Source organism: Rhizohabitans arisaemae (genome assembly GCF_025996515.1).
GTDB classification, from domain to species: Bacteria; Actinomycetota; Actinomycetes; order Streptosporangiales; family Streptosporangiaceae; genus Rhizohabitans; species Rhizohabitans arisaemae.
The window spans coordinates 797759-815336 of sequence record NZ_BLRH01000034.1; the positions used below are offsets into that span (position 1 = coordinate 797759).

11 protein-coding genes are annotated in these 17578 nt (G+C 71.8%); 8 read left to right on the top strand and 3 right to left on the bottom strand.

Going from position 1 to position 17578, the window contains the following annotated elements; genetic code table 11:
- Positions 1–89: 89 nt before the first annotated feature.
- Positions 90–1436 (bottom strand): FG-GAP repeat domain-containing protein, encoded by a 1347-nt coding sequence (locus RUR_RS19205; protein ID WP_283136463.1) that lies wholly within the window; start codon positions 1434–1436, stop codon positions 90–92.
- A gap of 711 nt (positions 1437–2147) precedes the next feature.
- On the opposite strand from RUR_RS19205, the gene RUR_RS19210 reads away from it, so the two are divergent.
- On the top strand, positions 2148–7628 hold the full coding sequence (locus RUR_RS19210; protein WP_283136464.1) for an ATP-binding protein: 5481 nt from the start codon (positions 2148–2150) through the stop codon (positions 7626–7628).
- Positions 7629–7813: 185 nt separating this feature from the next.
- Here RUR_RS19210 and RUR_RS19215 read toward each other — a convergent pair whose 3' ends face one another.
- Positions 7814–8767 carry a GbsR/MarR family transcriptional regulator gene (locus tag RUR_RS19215; protein ID WP_283136465.1) on the bottom strand — a complete coding sequence of 318 codons (954 nt, stop codon included), beginning with the start codon at positions 8765–8767 and terminating at the stop codon, positions 7814–7816.
- A 311-nt stretch (positions 8768–9078) separates the two neighbouring features.
- On the opposite strand from RUR_RS19215, the gene RUR_RS19220 reads away from it, so the two are divergent.
- The 7 genes from RUR_RS19220 to RUR_RS19250 all read left to right on the top strand — a co-directional run bounded on the left by RUR_RS19220 (position 9079) and on the right by RUR_RS19250 (position 15834).
- Entirely contained in the window at positions 9079–10011 is a 933-nt protein-coding gene (locus tag RUR_RS19220; RefSeq protein WP_283136466.1) for an ABC transporter ATP-binding protein, read from the top strand.
- Complete coding sequence (locus RUR_RS19225) at positions 10008–10850, top strand: ABC transporter permease (RefSeq protein WP_283136467.1); 843 nt, start codon at positions 10008–10010, stop codon at positions 10848–10850. Before RUR_RS19220 ends, RUR_RS19225 begins: the two co-directional genes overlap by 4 nt.
- 220 nt (positions 10851–11070) lie before the next feature.
- Positions 11071–12165, top strand: coding sequence for a serine hydrolase domain-containing protein (locus tag RUR_RS19230; protein WP_283136468.1), 1095 nt, complete (start codon positions 11071–11073; stop codon positions 12163–12165).
- A gap of 223 nt (positions 12166–12388) precedes the next feature.
- Positions 12389–12910, top strand: a complete 522-nt coding sequence (locus RUR_RS19235) for a sigma-70 family RNA polymerase sigma factor (RefSeq protein ID WP_283136469.1) — start codon at positions 12389–12391, stop codon at positions 12908–12910.
- Complete coding sequence (locus tag RUR_RS19240; protein WP_283136470.1) at positions 12894–13982, top strand: hypothetical protein; 1089 nt, start codon at positions 12894–12896, stop codon at positions 13980–13982. Before RUR_RS19235 ends, RUR_RS19240 begins: the two co-directional genes overlap by 17 nt.
- Positions 13979–14974 (top strand): ABC transporter ATP-binding protein, encoded by a 996-nt coding sequence (locus RUR_RS19245; RefSeq protein ID WP_283136471.1) that lies wholly within the window; start codon positions 13979–13981, stop codon positions 14972–14974. Before RUR_RS19240 ends, RUR_RS19245 begins: the two co-directional genes overlap by 4 nt.
- Entirely contained in the window at positions 14971–15834 is an 864-nt protein-coding gene (locus RUR_RS19250) for an ABC transporter permease (RefSeq protein WP_283136472.1), read from the top strand. The genes RUR_RS19245 and RUR_RS19250 overlap by 4 nt, the downstream gene beginning before the upstream one ends.
- An 88-nt stretch (positions 15835–15922) precedes the next feature.
- Here the strand turns inward: RUR_RS19250 and RUR_RS19255 are convergent, their stop codons facing one another.
- Positions 15923–17026, bottom strand: a complete 1104-nt coding sequence (locus tag RUR_RS19255; RefSeq protein WP_283136473.1) for an FAD-dependent monooxygenase — start codon at positions 17024–17026, stop codon at positions 15923–15925.
- Between the last annotated feature and the right edge of the window lie 552 nt (positions 17027–17578).

Below are 17578 nucleotides of genomic sequence, written 5' to 3' on the forward strand. Positions count from 1 at the left end.
GGCGTGGCGACCCCACGGCGGCGCGGTGTGTTTCCGGCGTACTCCGGCCGCCACCCCAAAGGACAGCGGCTTCTCGGAGCGACGGTGTCTCACCAGCCGTCGGTGTCAAAGGTGCTCTCGTCGCGACTGCCGTCCGTTATCCACCACAGTGACCGCACGCTGCCTTCCCAGGCAGGCAGATCGGGCGCGAACCAGGCCAGTGCCAGCTCGTCCCGTCCGTCGCCGTCGTAGTCGGCCGCCGCCCAAGGGCCTGCCGGGCGCGTCTTGTTGAGAATGTCGAGCAATTCCTCGGGGTCGTCGAACGGCGTTTGCGTGCGCTGCTCGGGCGTCAGATCCCTGTACGGTCCGAGCCGACGGATCACCTTCCCGTCGCGTCGCAGCCCGGTCGCTTCGCCGTGGAACAGTTCGACGCCGTCGGAGCCGCGGTCGATCGCGAGATCGTCCTGCCCGTCGCCGTCGTAGTCTCCCGCGACCATACTCTGGGCGAATCTGATGTTTTTGAACACCTGTGGCGCCCGCCCCGCCCCGCCGAAGTAGACAGTCATCACGCCTTCGACCTGCGGCGGCTCGGTCTCGTACCCCGGCTCGCCGTTGCGGTTGCCGTCATCGGCGACCACGACGTCGTCGGCGCCGTCACCGTCGAAATCCCCGAACGCCGAGGAATTGCCCGCGTTCAGCTCGCGGGCGTCGCGAGACAACCCGTCGGGACCGCCCTCGAACAGCCATGACGGCATCTGGCCACCGTCGGTGCCGCTGTGCACGAGCAGGCTGGTGGCATGGCGCCCGTCGATCCTTCCTGCGACCAGGTGTGAGAACGGCCAGTCCCCCGGTCCGGGCTGGGTGGTGTGGCGGCGTGGGGCGCCTTCCCGGGTGAACGGTCCGTACAGCACGGCCAGGTCCTCCTCGGACGTCCCCTTCCTCGGCACACCCATCGCCAGGTCGCCGTTGCCGTCGCCGTCGAAGTCCCCCGGCACGCCCGCATAGGAGGAGTTGGGCTCGAGGAAGGGCGGCTGGATGACGGTCGGTCTTGCATCGGGGTCCACCCCCTTCGGTCCGCCCCACAACAGGTGAAGGACCCCGCGGTACGCTCCCACCGGGAAGCCGTAGATCAACACGTCGGCGAAGCCGTCACTGTCCATGTCGGCTGTGCCCGCATTGCTGACGTGGTCAAAGCCGAAGTCCGCGGTGGTCACCACCGTCCGGGTCTGGGGGTTGAGACCGTCTTTCGAGCCGTACACGATCGTGAGATCGGGCGGTGTTTCCTGGTTGCGGTTGGAGAAGACCAGGTCCGCGAAGCCGTCGCCGTTGATGTCGTCGGGATTGTCGCCGCCCTTTCCCGCCGCGGGTGCCGACGCCGGGGTGGACGACGAGGACGTCGGCGCGTCCCGCCCGGGTTCGGTGCCGCATCCACCCAGCAGCAGCACGATCGCGACCATGACGGCCGTTCCATTCCCGATCTTCATCGCGCACCGAGAACGAGCGGCCCGGCCTGCGCATCCCGTTCCAGTGCCTCGGTGAAACTCGGGGACCCGTACATCACCGGAGCCACCCTGCCCACATCGCTCCGAGGCACAACGGGCGCCACCGCCCCCCTGTCCCCGGCCTTGTCTCCAGCCCCGTACTCAACACGGTCCATCCCGGCCTCTCAGCTCAGCGGATCATCGGCGATGATCGTCATGACGGTGTAGACGCCGCTCCGGCTCACCGGGTTCACGCCGCCATACCGCGTTCGGCAATGCCGAGGGCGCCCGCGATGGCGGGCGCCCTGAATCGGCCAGGCGGTGCGTCGCCGTACGATCAGACGGCCGCGGCGAGGAGGATGGCGCCGAGACCGAGGAAGTACAGCGATTCGATGAGCTGGAAACTCCGTCGCCGACTGGCCGACCCTGACACACGGGCTCCTCCCGCGATCCCGCGCCGCGGAGCCCGTACCGGCCCTGTTTGTGCCGGTCACATGGTGATTACCGACAAGTAGCAAGCGGCCGTCCGGCGCGCTTGCGCATGTGTGCTTTTGGTCGTTTTCCACAACTGCGGGGCTGTGGGATGCTCCCTCTACACCATTCCCCTACTCGCCGGTAAAGGTAAGGCTGTACTGGCGCAAGGGGGGCGCCCTGCAGGCGCGCATAGTCAACAGGAGGGCTCGGTCGGTGTTCAGTCGTGTCGCCATCGTCAACCGTGGTGAGGCCGCGATGCGGCTCATCCACGCCGTACGGGACATCGCCGCGGAGACCGGGACACGGATCGAGACCGTCGCCCTGCACACCGACGTCGACCGCACCGCCACATTCGTGCGCGAGGCCGATATCGCCTACGACCTCGGTCCCGCGTCCGCACGCCCGTACCTGGACCTGAAGGTCCTGGAGCGCGCGCTCACGGAGACCGGGGCCGACGCCGCGTGGGTCGGCTGGGGCTTCGTCGCCGAGGACCCGGCGTTCGCGGAGCTGTGCGAGAAGATCGGGGTCGTCTTCGTCGGGCCGAGCCCGGAGGCCATGCGCAAGCTCGGCGACAAAATCGGCGCGAAGCTGATCGCCGAGGAGGTCGGCGTGCCGGTCGCGCCGTGGAGCCGCGGCGCGGTCGAGACCCTGGACGCGGCCCTGGCGGCGGCCACGGAGATCGGCTATCCGCTGATGCTGAAGGCGACCGCGGGCGGCGGCGGGCGCGGGATCCGCGTGGTCACGAACGAGACCGACCTCGCCGACGCCTACGAGCGCACCAGCCAGGAGGCCGCACGGGCGTTCGGCAGCGGCGTCGTCTTCCTGGAGCGCCTGGTCACCGGTGCCCGGCACGTCGAGGTCCAGGTGATCGCCGACGGCGAGGGCACGGCGTGGGCGCTCGGCGTCCGCGACTGCTCGGTGCAGCGGCGCAACCAGAAGGTCATCGAGGAGTCGGCGTCGCCGGTGCTCAGCCCGGCGCAGACGGCCGAACTCAAGGCGTCGGCCGAGCGGCTGGCCGTGGCGGTCGGATACCGCGGCGCGGCGACCGTCGAGTTCCTCTACCACCCCGGCGACAAGCTGTTCGCGTTCCTGGAGGTCAACACCCGTCTGCAGGTCGAGCACCCGATCACCGAGGCCGTCACCGGGTTCGACCTGGTCAAGGCGCAGCTGTGGGTGGCGTCCGGCGGCAGGCTGGAAGGCGTGCCGCCGGTGGAGCGCGGGCACGCCGTCGAGGCCCGGTTGAACGCCGAGGACCCCGACCGCGACTTCGCGCCCTCCCCGGGCCGCATCGCGCGGCTGGACCTGCCCGCGGGGCCCGGCATCCGCGTGGACACCGGCGTCAGCGAGGGCGACGTCATCCCCGCCGACTTCGACTCGATGATCGCGAAGATCATCGCCTACGGCCGTGACCGCGACGAGGCTCTGGGCCGGCTGCGCCGGGCGATGGCCCAGACCAAGGTGATCATCGAGGGCGGCGCCACGAACAAGAGCTTCGTGCTCGACCTGCTCGACCAGCCCGAGGTGATCGACGCCACCGCGGACACCGGCTGGATCGACCGCGTCCGCGGCGAGGGCCTGGGCGGGGCCCGGAGACTCGTCTCGCACCGGCATTCCGCGGTCGCGCTGGCGGTCGCCGCCATCGAGGCGTACGAGGCGGAGGAACGCGTCGAGCGGCGGCGGCTGCTGTCCACGTCGTCCGGCGGACGCCCCCAGGTGCAGCACGAGAGCGGCCGGCCGCTCGACCTCAAGCTGCGCGGCATCGGATACCGCGTGCGCGTGGCGCGGGTCTGCGCGCACCGGTTCCGCGTCGGGGTGGAAACGCGGGACGAGATCCGCACCGCCGACGTCGAACTCGACCGCTTCGACCGGCACACCGGGCAGATCGTGGTCAACGGCGTCCGGTACCGCCTGCTCACCGGAACGCACGGGCCGATCCACCTGGTCGAGGTGGACGGCGTGACGCACCGGGTCAGCCGCGACGAGGGCGGCGTCGTCCGCTCGCCCGCACCCGCGCTGGTCGTCGCCACACCGCTGGCGGTCGGCGCCGAGGTCGAGGCGGGCGCGCCGGTGCTGGTGCTGGAGAGCATGAAGATGGAGACGGTGCTGCGGGCCCCGTTCAAGGCGCGGTTGAAGGAATGCACCGTGTCGGTGGGCAGCCAGGTGGAGACCGGGGCACCGCTGCTGCGGCTGGAGCCGCTCGCCGACGAAGCCGACGAAGCCGAGGACGCCCCGGCCGTGGAATCCGTCGAGCTGGAGCTGCCCGCCGCACCCGGGGCGATCCCGGCCCGGGCGCGCGCCAGGCGCGGCCAGGAGGACCTGCGCGGCCTGCTGCTCGGTTTCGACGTCGACCCGCACGACGAACGCCGGGTGCTCGACGACTACCTCGCCGCACGCCGGGCGGCCGACGAGGACGGCCACCGGCCCCTCGCCGAGGAGCTCGAACTCGTCGACGCGTTCGCCGACCTCGCCGAGCTGAGCCGCAACCGGCCGGCGCGTGAAGACGGCGGCGGTGACGGCCACGTGCACAGCACCCGCGAGTACTTCCACACCTACCTGCAGAGCCTCGACGTCGAACGGGCCGGACTGCCGAAGGCGTTCCAGACCAAGCTCGCCAAGGCGCTCGGGCACTACGGCGTCACCGAGCTGGAGCGCTCCCCCGAGCTCGAAGCCGGGGTGTTCCGGATCTTCCTCGCCCAGCAGCGCGCGTCCGCGAACGCCGCGGTCGTCTCGACGTTGCTCCGCGCGTGGCTGCAGGAGCCGCCGCCGGACGAGACGCTGCGCGAGCCCGCCGGTCTCGCCCTGGAGCGGCTGGTAGCCGCGACCCAGGTCCGCTTCCCGGTGGTCTCCGACCTCGCGCGCGGCGTGGTGTTCGCCTGGTTCGGCCGGCCGCTGCTGCGCCGCAACCGCGCCCGGGTCTACGCCGACGTCCGCAAGCACCTGCGCCACCTGGACACCCACCCGGACGCGCCGGACCGCGCCGAGCGCATCGGCGAGATGGTGCGCAGCACCGAGCCGCTGGTGCGGTTGCTCGGCCAGCGGCTGATCCGCGACAACCTGGACAACGGGGTCATGCTGGAGGTGCTGACCCGGCGGTACTACGGCAACAAGGGTCTCACCGGCGTCCGTACCACAAAGGTCGCGGGCTGCACGTTCGTGGTCGCCGAGCGCGCGGGCTCGCGCCTGGTATCCGCCGCGGTGAGCTTCGAGGCGCTGGGCGGCGCGCTGCGCGGGCTCGCGGAACTGGCGGGCGGCGAGTACGCCATCGACGCCGACATCTATCTCGCCGGGGAGCGGCAGCCGGCGGACTCCGACGCGACGGCGGCCGCGCTGCACGAGGTCATCGGCGCGCACCCGCTGCCGAACCGGGTCCGCAGGGTCACCGCCACCGTCGCGGGCAGCCGCGGCGCGGTGATGCACCACCACTTCACGTTCCGCCGGTCCGCCACCGGGATGACCGAGGAGCGGCTGATCCGCGGCCTGCACCCGTACATCGCGGAGCGGATGCAGCTGGAGCGGCTGAGCAAGTTCGACCTCACCCGGCTGCCGTCGTCGGACGAGGAGGTCTACCTGTTCCGATGCGTGGCCCGGGAGAACCCCTCCGACGAGCGTCTCGTCGCGTTCGCCCAGGTCCGCGACCTGACCGAGCTGCGCGAGCAGGACGGCAGGCTGGTCGCGCTGCCGACGGCCGAGGACACCGTCGCCACCTGCCTCGACTCGATCCGCCGCGCGCAGTCGCGGCGGCCGTCCCAGGGACGCTTCACCACCAACCGGATCGTGGTCTACGTCTGGCCGCCGAGCGACCTCACCCGCGCGGAGCTGGAGATGATCGCCGGGCGCGTGCTGCCGACGACCGCGGGCGCCGGGCTGGAGGAGATCCTCTTCATCGCGCGGCAGCGCAACCGGACGACCGGCGAACTGACCAAGATCGCCGTGCGCATCTCCTTCGACGCCACCGGCGCCGCCGAGCTGACCGTCGGCGAGCCGTCGGACGACCCGATCGAGCCGGTCGACGGCTACCGGCAGAAGGTGCTGCGCGCGAGCGCCCGCAACACGGTGTACCCGTACGAGCTGACCGGGCTGCTCGGCGACTTCGCCGAGCACGACCTCGACGACGGCCACGCGCTGGTGCCGGTCGACCGGCCGAAGGGGCGCAACACCGCGGCGATCGTCGCGGGCGTCGTCACCACGCCGACCCGGCGGCACCCGCAGGGCGTCACCAGGGTGGTGCTGCTCGGCGACCCGACCAAGTCGCTCGGCGCGCTGTCGGAGCCGGAATGCCGCCGCGTGATCGCCGCGCTGGACCTGGCCGAGCGGATGCGGGTGCCGCTGGAGTGGTACGCGCTGTCCGCCGGCGCCCGGATCTCCATGGAGTCGGGCACCGAGAACATGGACTGGGTGGCCGCTGCGCTCAAGCGGATCGTCGAGTTCACCCAGGACGGCGGCGAGATCAACATCGTGGTCGCGGGCATCACCGTCGGCGCGCAGCCGTACTGGAACGCCGAGGCGACGATGCTCATGCACACCAAGGGCATTCTGGTGATGACCCCGGATTCGGCGATGGTGCTCACCGGCAAGCAGTCGCTCGACTTCTCCGGCGGCGTGTCGGCCGAGGACAACTTCGGTATCGGCGGGTACGACCGGGTGATGGGGCCCAACGGGCAGGCGCAGTACTGGGCGCCGAACCTGGCGGCCGCGCGGGATCTGCTGATGTCGTACTACGACCACACCTACGTCGCCCCCGGCGAACGGTCGCCGCGGCGGACGACGACGACCGACCCCGCGGACCGCGACATCACCGACTTCCCGCACGTCGTGGAGGGAAGCGACTTCACCACCGTCGGCGAGATCTTCTCCGCCGAGGCCAACCCGGACCGCAAGAAGCCGTTCGACATCCGGACCGTGATGCGGGCGCTCTCCGACCAGGACCACCCGGTGCTGGAGCGCTGGGCGGGCATGGCCGACGCGGAGACCGCGGTGGTGCAGGACGTGCATCTCAGCGGCATGCCGGTGTGCCTGCTCGGCATCGAGTCCCGGTCGGTGCCGCGGCGCGGCTTCCCGCCCACCGACGGCCCGGACACCTACACCGCGGGCACGCTGTTCCCCCGGTCGTCGAAGAAGGCCGCGCGGGCGATCAACGCGGCCAGCGGCAACCGGCCGCTGGTGGTGCTGGCGAACCTGTCGGGGTTCGACGGCTCGCCCGAGTCGATGCGCAAGCTGCAGCTGGAGTACGGCGCCGAGATCGGCAGGGCGATCGTGAACTTCCGCGGGCCGATCGTGTTCTGTGTGATCTCGCGGTACCACGGCGGTGCGTTCGTGGTGTTCTCCAAGGCGCTCAACCCGAACATGACCGTGCTCGCGCTCGAAGGCTCCTTCGCCTCGGTGCTCGGCGGCGCCCCCGCGGCCGCGGTGGTGTTCTCCGCCGACGTCAACGCCCGCACCGCGGCCGACCCGCGCGTGCGGGACCTGGAGGCCCGGGTCGCCGCCGCCTCGGGCACCGACCGCGCCGCGCTGACCGCGGAGCTCGACGAGCTGCGCTCGTCGGTCCGCGCGGAGAAGCTCGGCGAGGTGGCCGCGGAGTTCGACCGGGTGCACGACATCCGGCGCGCGGTGCGGGTCGGCTCCGTCGACGCCGTCATCCGCGCCGCCGAACTCCGCCCACGCGTCATCGAGGCCATCGAGTCCCGGCTGCGTTAGCCCAACCGGGCGTTGTACCCTGGCCTCGGGCCAGGGCACCGCTGCGCGAAACCGTGACGCACCGGCCGACGTGCGGAAGTCCCCACGGCGGCCGCGGCGCACGCCGTACCGGATCCTCCGGACGCCGCCGTCGTGGCGGCATGGGGGCCGCCGGGGCGGCCGTTTGGCTCACCCCGCGAACGTGACTATCGGACGCCGAGGGACCGGTGCCGGCCGAGGGCCTGGCGTTGGGTCGCGGTGAGCCGGTCGGGTCTGGCGACAACGGTGTAGGCGCCGGCGCCGGTCTGCCCGAGAGTGACCGGATCGGTGACGCTGGGGTGCAGTTCGGCCTCACGGAGAGCTTCGGCGACGCGGTCCGGGGACCACCCGAGCGCGGCGGACAGCCGGTCCGGGGTCAGCGGCGTGCCCGCGTGCACCAGCGCCGCGAGCACGGTCAGCGCGTCGTCGGTCGCGATCGTGGCGGCGCCGCCGTCGGTCATGTCGTTGCTGAGCCGCCGGAAGAACAGGCCCATCTGGGCGAGCCGGGCCCCGGCGGGTGTGCCGGCGCCGAGGATCTCGGCTCCCCCTTGGGCGGCGTCGGCCCAGATCTCGTTCGTCCGGGCGCTCGTCAGCCAGGCGCGGAACCAGAAGTCCTCGTCGATGCCGTAGCGTTCGCGCCGCCCATGGGCGCCGCGATCTCGCCGTACCACCCCCGCCGTCTCCAGATAGGTGATGGCCTTGGAGATCGACGCGGGGCTGACCTGGAGGCGGCCGACCAGCTCGGCGGCGGTGAGGCTGCCGGAGTCGACGGTGAGCAGGCAGGTGAGCACCCGGGCCGCCATCCGCGGCAGCCCCGACTGACCCAGCAGGTCCGCGAACCGCTCGACGAATCCGCCCAGCGCCGCCGCGTCATGCCCGTCGGCGCCGTCGGCGGCGGGAACCCCCGGCGTGGTGAGTTTCGGGCGCCGGGCACGCCGGCCGGTCGCGTGGTGGGCGTGGTCGGCCCGGTAGCCGTCGGGGCCGCCGTTGCGGGCCACCTCCCGGGTGACCGTCGACGTCGGCCTGTCGAGCCGCCGGGCTATCTCGGCGTATCCGAGGCCTTCGGCCAGCCCCGTTCCGATGTGCCGTCGCTCCTCGTGGGTCAGTCTGCCGCCCGGCATCCGTCCTCATCTCCTGTCGTCCGATGGTCCAGTATGCGTTCATCCTCAGAACATTGCAACGATTGATCATCTCTGGTTGCATTAACCATCATCACCATTGCAACAATCACCCAATATTGCCTGGTCCCAAGCGGACAAATCCCCACTTCGATGTTGACGCTCTTGGAAATGCAACGTAGCTTTCTGAATTGTTCAACAGAATTCCGGCGTTGACCGGCCTTCCGCCGGGACGGCGTCGCCAGGCGACGCACCTCTTCCGCATTTGTGATCAAGACGCCCCGTCGCGGGGCGTGAACGTTTGTGAAGGTGAGATGAGACCGACCAGAGACGACGTCGTCCTCGACGTCGACGGCTTGCGGATGCGGTACGGCGCCCGCGACGTCCTGCACGACGTGACGTTCCAAGCGCGGCACGGGGAGGTACTGGCCCTCCTCGGGCCCAACGGCGCCGGTAAGACGACCACGATCGAGATCCTCGAGGGGTTCCGGCTGCGGTCGGCCGGGCGGATCCGGGTGCTCGGCGCCGACCCGGCCCAGGCGGGCGAACCATGGCGGGCCCGGGTGGGGGTCGTGCTGCAGTCCTGGCGCGACCACGGCAAGTGGCGGGTGCGCGAACTGCTCGCCCATTTCGGGAGCTTCTACGCCGCCTACTCCACCGACCTGGTCCGGCGCCCCTGGGACACCGACGAGCTCATCGCCGCGGTCGGGCTGACCGAGCACGCCGGGAAGAAGGTCAGAACGCTCTCCGGCGGCCAGCGACGCCGGCTGGACGTCGCGATCGGCATCGTGGGCCGCCCCGAACTGCTCTTCCTCGACGAGCCCACCGCCGCGCTCGACCCGCAGGCCCGGCACGACTTCCACGACCTGGTCCGGGGCCTGGCCGACCACGACGAGACCACCATCCTGCTCACCACCCACGACCTGGCCGAGGCCGAGAAGCTCGCCCACCGCATCGTCATCCTGAACGGCGGGCGGATCGTCGCCGACGGCACGGCGAGCGAGCTGGCCCGGCGGATCGTCGGCCAGGACGAGGTGCGCTGGGTCCGGGACGGGCAACGCCACACCCGGTCGACCCCGGACTCGACCGCCTTCGTCTACGAACTGTTCCAGCGGCACGGCACCGCGATCCGGGAGCTGGAGGTCCACCGGGCCTCCCTGGAACAGACCTACCTGACCTTGGTGCGTCAGGCCGAGTCCACGCCGTACGGGGCCTCGGCCCGCGAACCTGAGGAGGCCCTCCGATGAACTCCGGGGCGATACGGGCGGGCTGGACCCGCGGGTTCGTCGAACTGCGGCAGTCGTTCACCAACGGCGCCGACCTGTTCTCCCACTTCCTCTGGCCGGGACTGATGCTGGCCGGGCTGTTCTACTTCCGCGAGGACGCGTTCGGGTCCAGCGGGTTCGCGCTCAGCACCCTGGCACTGCCGAGCATTCTGGGCATGAACGTCGCCCTCGGCATGGTCAGCATGAGCCAGCAGCTCACCGGCGAACGGGAGGACGGGACCCTGCTGCGTGCCAAGGCACTCCCCGACGGCATGCGGGCCTATCTGATCGGCAAGATCATCTCGGTCTCCGGGACACTCCTCGCCGATCTGGCCGTCTTCCTCATCCCCGCCATGCTCATCGTCGACGGCCTGGCGGTCGGCAGCCTCGGATCCTGGCTCACCCTGGGCTGGGTCCTGGTCCTGGGCATGGTGGCCGCCCTCCCCATCGGAGCCGTCCTGGGCTCGGTGTTCGCCACCGCCCGCGCCCAAGGGCTGCTCATCCTGCCGATCCTCGGCCTGATCGCGATCTCCGGGATCTTCTACCCGCTCACCTCCCTGCCCGAATGGCTCCAGTGGACCGCCCAGATCTTCCCGATCTACTGGCTCGGCCTCGGCATGCGTTCGGCGCTGCTTCCCGACTCCGCCGTGGCCGTCGAGATAGGCGAGTCCTGGCGTCATCTGGAGACCGTCGGAGTCCTGGGCGTCTGGGCCGTACTCGGCCTGATCCTGGCCCCGATCGTGCTCCGCCGAATGGCCCGCCGGGAGTCCGGATCCCGCGTGGCCGAGCGCCGTGAGAAGGCCCTGCAGCGCATGGGCTGAACCGCTCTCCGTTTCCACTCCGCCGGACGACCGCGGCGTGCCCCACCCGGCCGTATTGCGGGCGCCGGGTGGCAGCCCTGCGCTTGCCCGCGATCCGAATCCGGCCGATTCCGGCATCCCTGCCCGGCCGGGCCTCCCAAGCCCGGCCGGTGACCCCTGCGGCGTACTCGGTGCCAAACGCACCTGAACCTCCGTTCTTCGTTCATTCCAAGGAGACAGAATGTCCATGCTCCGCGCCCGCGCGGGCCGGCTCGTCGTCACCATGACCGTGACCTGGGCCGCCATGACGACCCCTGCGGCTTTCGCCGCCGAGCGCGACCGAGGTCCCGCCGGGCTCCAGCGCGTGCTCGACGACGCCGTGGCCGACGGCGGCGGCCCCGGCATCGTCGCCGAACTCAGAGTCGGTCGTGCACGGCCGTGGTTCGGCACGGCGGGGGTCGCCGACACCGCGACCGGGCAGAAGCGCCGACCGGGTGAGCACTTCCGCATCGGAAGCCTTACCAAGGCGTTCGTCGGCACCGTGGTCCTGCAGCTGGCGGCCGAGGGCAAGCTGGCCCTGAACGACACGGTCGCGAAGTGGCTGCCGGGTGTGGTGGAGGAGCACCTCCGCGCCGACGGCACCAAGATCTCCGTAAGACGGCTGCTCAACCACACGAGTGGACTCCCCGATGCGATCCTCGGCCAGGAGACCCCGCTTCCCGAAGAGCCCGGGAAGCGCTTCATCTACTCAAAGATCAACTACAACCTCGCCGGGATGATCGTGGAGCGCGCGACGGGCGCGACCCTTTCGGCCGAGATCGAACGCCGCGTCGCCCGGCCGCTGGGGCTGAAGGGAACCTACCTGCCGACCGCCGAGCGGACGATCCGCGACCCGCACCCCCGCCACTACTCCAAACTCGGGAAGACCGGCCCCGACGCGCAGATCCACGACGTGACCGAGATGGACGTGAGCTGGGCCTGGGCCGCGGGCGGCATGATCTCGACGACCGCGGACCTCCAGCGTTTCCTCCGCGCGCTGCTGGGTGGCCGCCTCCTCCCGCCCGCCCAGCGGAAGGAGATGTTCACCACGGTCGCGACGGAGGGCTCGGGCTGGGTCCCGAACACCAGGTACGGGCTCGGCGTCTACGCCCAGAAGCTCCCGTGCGGAGTCACGGTCTGGGGCGGCGGCGGCTACATCCAGGGTTCGATGTCGTATGCGATGGGCGACCGCAAGGGCACCCACACCCTGGTGGGCAACCTGAACGGTGACTGGAACGACTTCGTGCAGACCTTCACCGCGCTCTTCGGCACGCGTTTCTGCCCGGCGACCTCCTGAAACCCGGCCCGGAAGCCACGTCCCCCGGCCGCCGCCCGGTCGGGGGACGTGGCTTCCGACGTGCCCGTACCGCGCGTTTCGACGGCCGGTGTCACATGTGGGGCGCGGGTGGTGCTCTACAGATGTGAACGTTGCAGGGCATGGCGCGAGCGCGCCGTCCACCGTCCTGTCCGGTGCGGAACACGGCGTGGTAAGCGGGCGAGCCGAGCGGAAGGATGGCGTGGTGGGGTTGAGTCCTCCGCGGCGAGAGGTCGTCCGAGCCGACCTGGAGCAGGTTTTCCGTACGGCGTATCCGCGGGTCGTCGCGGTCGCCGCCCGGGTGCTCGGCTCCCGGGACGAGGCCGAGGACGTGGCTCAGGAGGTGTTCCTGGCGTTCGGGCGCTCAACGGTGCCGGCCGGGGAGGCACCGGCGTGGCTGTCGGTCGCCGCGGCGCACACCGCGTTGAACCACATCCGCTCCGGCCGCCGCCGCGCCTCCCGCGAGGGGAACGCCGACGGCGGCGACGCCGTCTGCCCGGACGTCGCCGACGCCGTCGTCACCCGCGACGAGCGCCGCCTGGTCCGGGCGGCGCTGGCGCGGCTCCCCCGTAGGCAGGCCGTCGCCCTCGTTCTGCGGCACAGCGGCCTCAGTTACACCGAGGTCGCCGCCGCCCTGGATATCTCCCCCGGCAGCGTGGGCACCACCGTGCGACGCGCCGAGTCCGCTCTGCGCAAGGAGTTGAACCGTCATGCGTCATCCGAATGACGGCACGCTGCGCCGGCTCCTGGACGAGCCGGCCGGTGTCGCCGACGCCGACCGCAAGCACGTCGCGGGCTGCCCGGTGTGCCTGTCCGAGCTGGCGGCCGCCCAGGAGGACGCGGCCGTCGCCGGCGCCGCGCTGGGCACCGACTTCGCCGTGGATGTGGACGTGGACGCGGGGTGGCGCCGCCTGTCGAGCGCGGTCGACGACGCGGACCGGCGGGAGGCCACGGCCGTTCCCGTCCGCCGCAGGCGCCTGGGCCTGCGCAGCCCGGTGGTCGCCGCGATCGGCGCCGTCGCCCTGCTGACCGGGGCGGGAGCCGCGGCCGCCGCGGACTGGCTGCAGATCTTCCGGGCCGAGCGGATCGCCCCGGTCACCGCCCCCCGGGCCGAGCTGGCGAAGATCCCCGACCTGTCCGCCTTCGGCAGCCTTGAGGTGAGCGAGCGGCCCGACCTCCGAAAGGTCGCCGACGCGGGCGCCGCCGAGCAGGCCACCGGCCTGTCCGTCCCCCGGGTGGGCAGGCTCCCCCGAGGTGTGACGGGAGAACCCGCCTACCACGTGGTCGGCCAGGTGAGCGCGACGTTCACCCTCTCGGCCGAGAAGGTGGCGCGGACCGCGGCGGCTGCGGGCGAGACGGTGCCACCGCCGCCGAAGGGCCTGGACGGCAGCCGGTTCCGGTTCGTCGCCGGTCCGGGCATCGCCGCGGTCTGGTCGCAGGGACGCCCGCTGCCCGCCCTGATCGTGGCACGGGCGACCGCACCCGCCGTGTACGCCTCGGGCGTCCCGTTCGAAACGGCCCGCGACTACCTGCTGTCCCTGCGGGTGGTGCCGGCGGACGTCGCGTCGCAGCTTCGCGGTTTCTCCGGCGCCGGGCTGACCCTTCCCCTGTTCACGTCGGCGCAGGGATCGGCGAGATCCGCCGACCTCGGCGGGGTGCCGGCCACGGTGCTCGCCTCCCGGGACGGGACGATGGCGGGCGTTGTGTGGGTGAAGGACGGCGTCGTCACCGCGGTGGCGGGCTCGCTGAGCGCCGACGAGGTGCTGGCCGTGGCCCGGGGACTGCGGGGCGACCGGTGATCGGGGACCCCGCCGCGCGGCAGGGCGGCTCCTCGCTCGACGCCGCCGAGCGGCTGCTCGCCGAGCTGCCTCCGGCGCCGGCGGCGTGGTGCTCGGGCCTGCACAAGCGGTATCGGCGGCGGACCGCGGTCGACGACGTGTCCTTCACGGTCGACCGCGGTGAAGTGGTGGGCCTGCTCGGACCGAACGGAGCCGGCAAGACGACCGTCATCAAGATCCTGCTCGGTCTGGTCCGGGCCGACGCGGGGGACGTCCTGCTGCTCGGGCGGCCGGCGGGGGATCCGCGTGCCCGGAGCCGCGTCGGCTACCTGCCGGAGCTCTTCCGGTATCAGCCGTGGCTCACGGCCGCGGAGGTGGTGGCGTTGCACGTCCGGCTCGCGGGCGCCCAGGTCTCATCCCGGGAGCGGCGCGAATGCCTGGGCCTGGTCGGTCTCGCCGACCGTGCCGGGGACCGGGTCGGCGGCTTCTCCAAAGGCATGCAGCAGCGCCTGGGACTGGCCGTCGCCCTGGTGGCCCGTCCGGAGTTCGTCGTCCTGGACGAGCCGACCAGCGCCCTGGACCCGGTCGGCCGGGCCGACGTCCGGGATCTGCTGACGTCCCTCAAGGCCCGCCGGGTCGCGGTCCTGCTCAACTCACACCTCATCGGCGAGGTGGAGCGGGTCTGCGACCGGGTCGTCGTCCTCGACAAGGGCCGGGTCGCCGCCTCCGGCACCCTGGCGGAACTCCTCGGCCAAAGCGAGCTGCGGCTCCGGCTCGACGGGGTGGGCGCGGAGGCCGAGGCGCGGCTGGCCGCCGCCGGCGGCCTCACCCGAGACGGGGACGCGTACACCGTGACGCTATCCGCCGACCAGGACACCGCAGCCGTGCCGGAGCTCGTGGCCGACCTGGTCGGCCTCGGGGTCCGCGTGCACGCGGTCGAGCCCGGGCGGATCAGCCTCGAAGAGCGGCTGCTGGACATCCTGCGCGCCACCCCCGGAGATGAGGACCGTTGACCGCCCGAACCGTGTTCACCCTCGCCGCCCTCACCCTCCGGGAGGCGGCCCGCCGGCGGGTGCTGCGCGCGCTCGCCCTGCTGATGGTCGTGCTGCTGGCGCTCAGCGGCTGGGGGTTCTCCCGCCTGGCCGGGACGGAGCTCGACGGCACCGAGCTCACCAGCGGGGAGACCCGGCTGGTCGCCGCCCAGGTGCTCAACCTGGTGATGTTCGGCTTGAGCCTGATCGCCGCGCTCGGCACGGCCTTCCTCTCCGGTCCCACCCTGGCCGGCGAGATCGAGTCGGGAACCGCGCTGGCGGTCCTGGCCCGGCCGGTCCGCCGCTCGACGGTGCTGCTGGGCAAGTGGCTGGGGCTCGTGGCCTTCGGGAGCGGCGTCGTGGTCGTGGCCGGACTCGCCCAGTTCCTCATCGTCTGGGGCACCCTGGGCTACTGGCCGCCGCAGCCGGTGACCGGTCTGGCGCTGCTCGCGGCGCAGACGACGGTGCTGCTCACCTTGGGCCTGCTGCTGTCGACCGTCGTCTCGCCGATGGCGTCGGGCGTCATGGCGGTCGGGCTGTTCGGCGCGACCTGGATCGCGGGAATGGTCGGCGTGGTCGGTCAGGCCCTCGGCAACGAGGGCGTGGCCGCCGCCGGCACCGTCTCCCGCGTACTGCTGCCGACGGACGGCCTGTGGCGCGGGGCCATGAACGCGTTCCAGGACCCGATCGTGCTGGAGCGGCTCGGCGGCCCCGCGCTCAAGGGCGGCTTCGCGTTCCTGAGCAGCGCCCCGCTCACCGCCGTGTACCTGGTCTGGGTCGGCGTCTGGATCGTCCTCGTCCTCGGGCTCGCGGCACTGGCCTTCCACCGCCGCGATCTGTGAGCCACCCCTCGATCCGGGCGGACGGGGTACGGGGCGGACGCCCGTACCCCGTCCGCCCCGCGGTGACGTGACCGGTGGACGAAGCGGATCAGGCGGTCCAGGCGTAGACGGAACCGATCGAACGGCCGACCAGTGAGCCGGGCACCAGGGGGAGGGCCGCGTCGCGCAGGGTGGCCAGCGCAGTGGATCTCCAGTGCGCGGGGGCGCCGACCTGGCGGGAGAGCCGGACGACCTGCTGGGTGCGCGGCCTGCGGGCCCGGTCGTACGCCGCCAGCCCCGCGGGGACGCCCAGCCTGTCCACCGCGTCCGCGAGTGTGACCGCGTCCTCGAGCGCCTGGCAGGCACCCTGGCCGAGGTTGGGGGCCATGGCGTGCGCCGCGTCGCCGAGGATCGCGACCCGCCCGGAGACATAGCCGCGCAGGTTCGGCAGCTCGTAGGAGTCGTGCTGCAGGACCGCGTCGTGATGTGCGGAGCTCAGCAAGGTGGGGATGGGTTCGTGCCAGCGGGCGAAGCGCATCCGTAGATCGTCCAGTCCGCCGCGGGACCCGGCGGGGGCACTGGCGAACATGTAGCAGTAGACGCGGCCGTCGGCCATCGGCAGATACCCGAACCGTTCGCCGCTCCCCCAGGTTTCCACGATTCCGTCGACCGGCTGGACCGGGGCGATCAGCCGCCAGGTGGTGTATCCGACATAGCGAGGCTCGGGGGCCTGGGGCCAGACGGATCGCCGTGTCACGCTCCGGAGGCCGTCGGCGCCCACCACGAGATCCGCGGTGGAGGTGCCGTCGCTGTGGCGAACGGTGCCCTCGGGCCGGACCTCGCGCACGTCGACGCCGGGCCGCAGCGCCTCCGCGGGTACGGCCGCCCGCAACAGCTCGATCACATCGGCGCGGTGCACGGTCACCCACAGGCCGAAGCGGCGCCTGAGGTCGTCGACGTCGTTGCGGATCAGCCATCTCCCGCTCCTGCTCCGGATGCCCGGGGGTGGGTCGGCCGGCCCGGCGGCGCGCAGGACGTCGCCCAAGCCGAGCACGTCCAGCGCGCGCAACCCGTTGGGCTGGATCGACAGGGCCGCACCCACCTCGGTGAACTCGGGGGCGCGTTCCAGCACCTCCACCTGCCAGCCGCGCCGGTGGAAGGCGACCGCCGCGGCCAGTCCCCCGATGCCGCCGCCCACAATGATCACTTTCACTGCCAGGTCTCCTTCATGAGATTGCTCTATTGAAGATACATAAGCAATCCGATAGATCATAGATTTACTTAGAGGTATTAAGTAAGCATAGATGACCTAAGGCACAAGTGCGGGGTGGAATCGAGCAGAGGAGCGACAATGTCCGCACGCGCCACCGGCCGACGGGAGTCCCATACCGAACGTGTCGGCATGCTTACCAAGGACGAGTTCGGGGAAGCCTTCACGTTGGTGCCGATGCTGTACTTCCTCACCGCGACCGGCGTACCCGAGCCCCGGCCGGACGCGACGGTGAAACGCTGGAATGAGGAGATGACCACCTGCGACGCCCCCGTGAGCGCAGGCGCCGCCGACCGGCGGATACGCCTCGTGGTCGTGAGCACCCGGCATTCGAGGCGGTCCGCGAGGGCATCCGCCGGCCCGGGACAAGGCCGAGACCCGCGCCCGGACCGTCACCGACGAGAACGTTCCGGTGATCCACGCGGGCGACATGCCCTCTGCGGTCCGGGCGGGCGTACACCCCATCGGCTTCCCGGCCGGCCCCGTGCCGGCCGG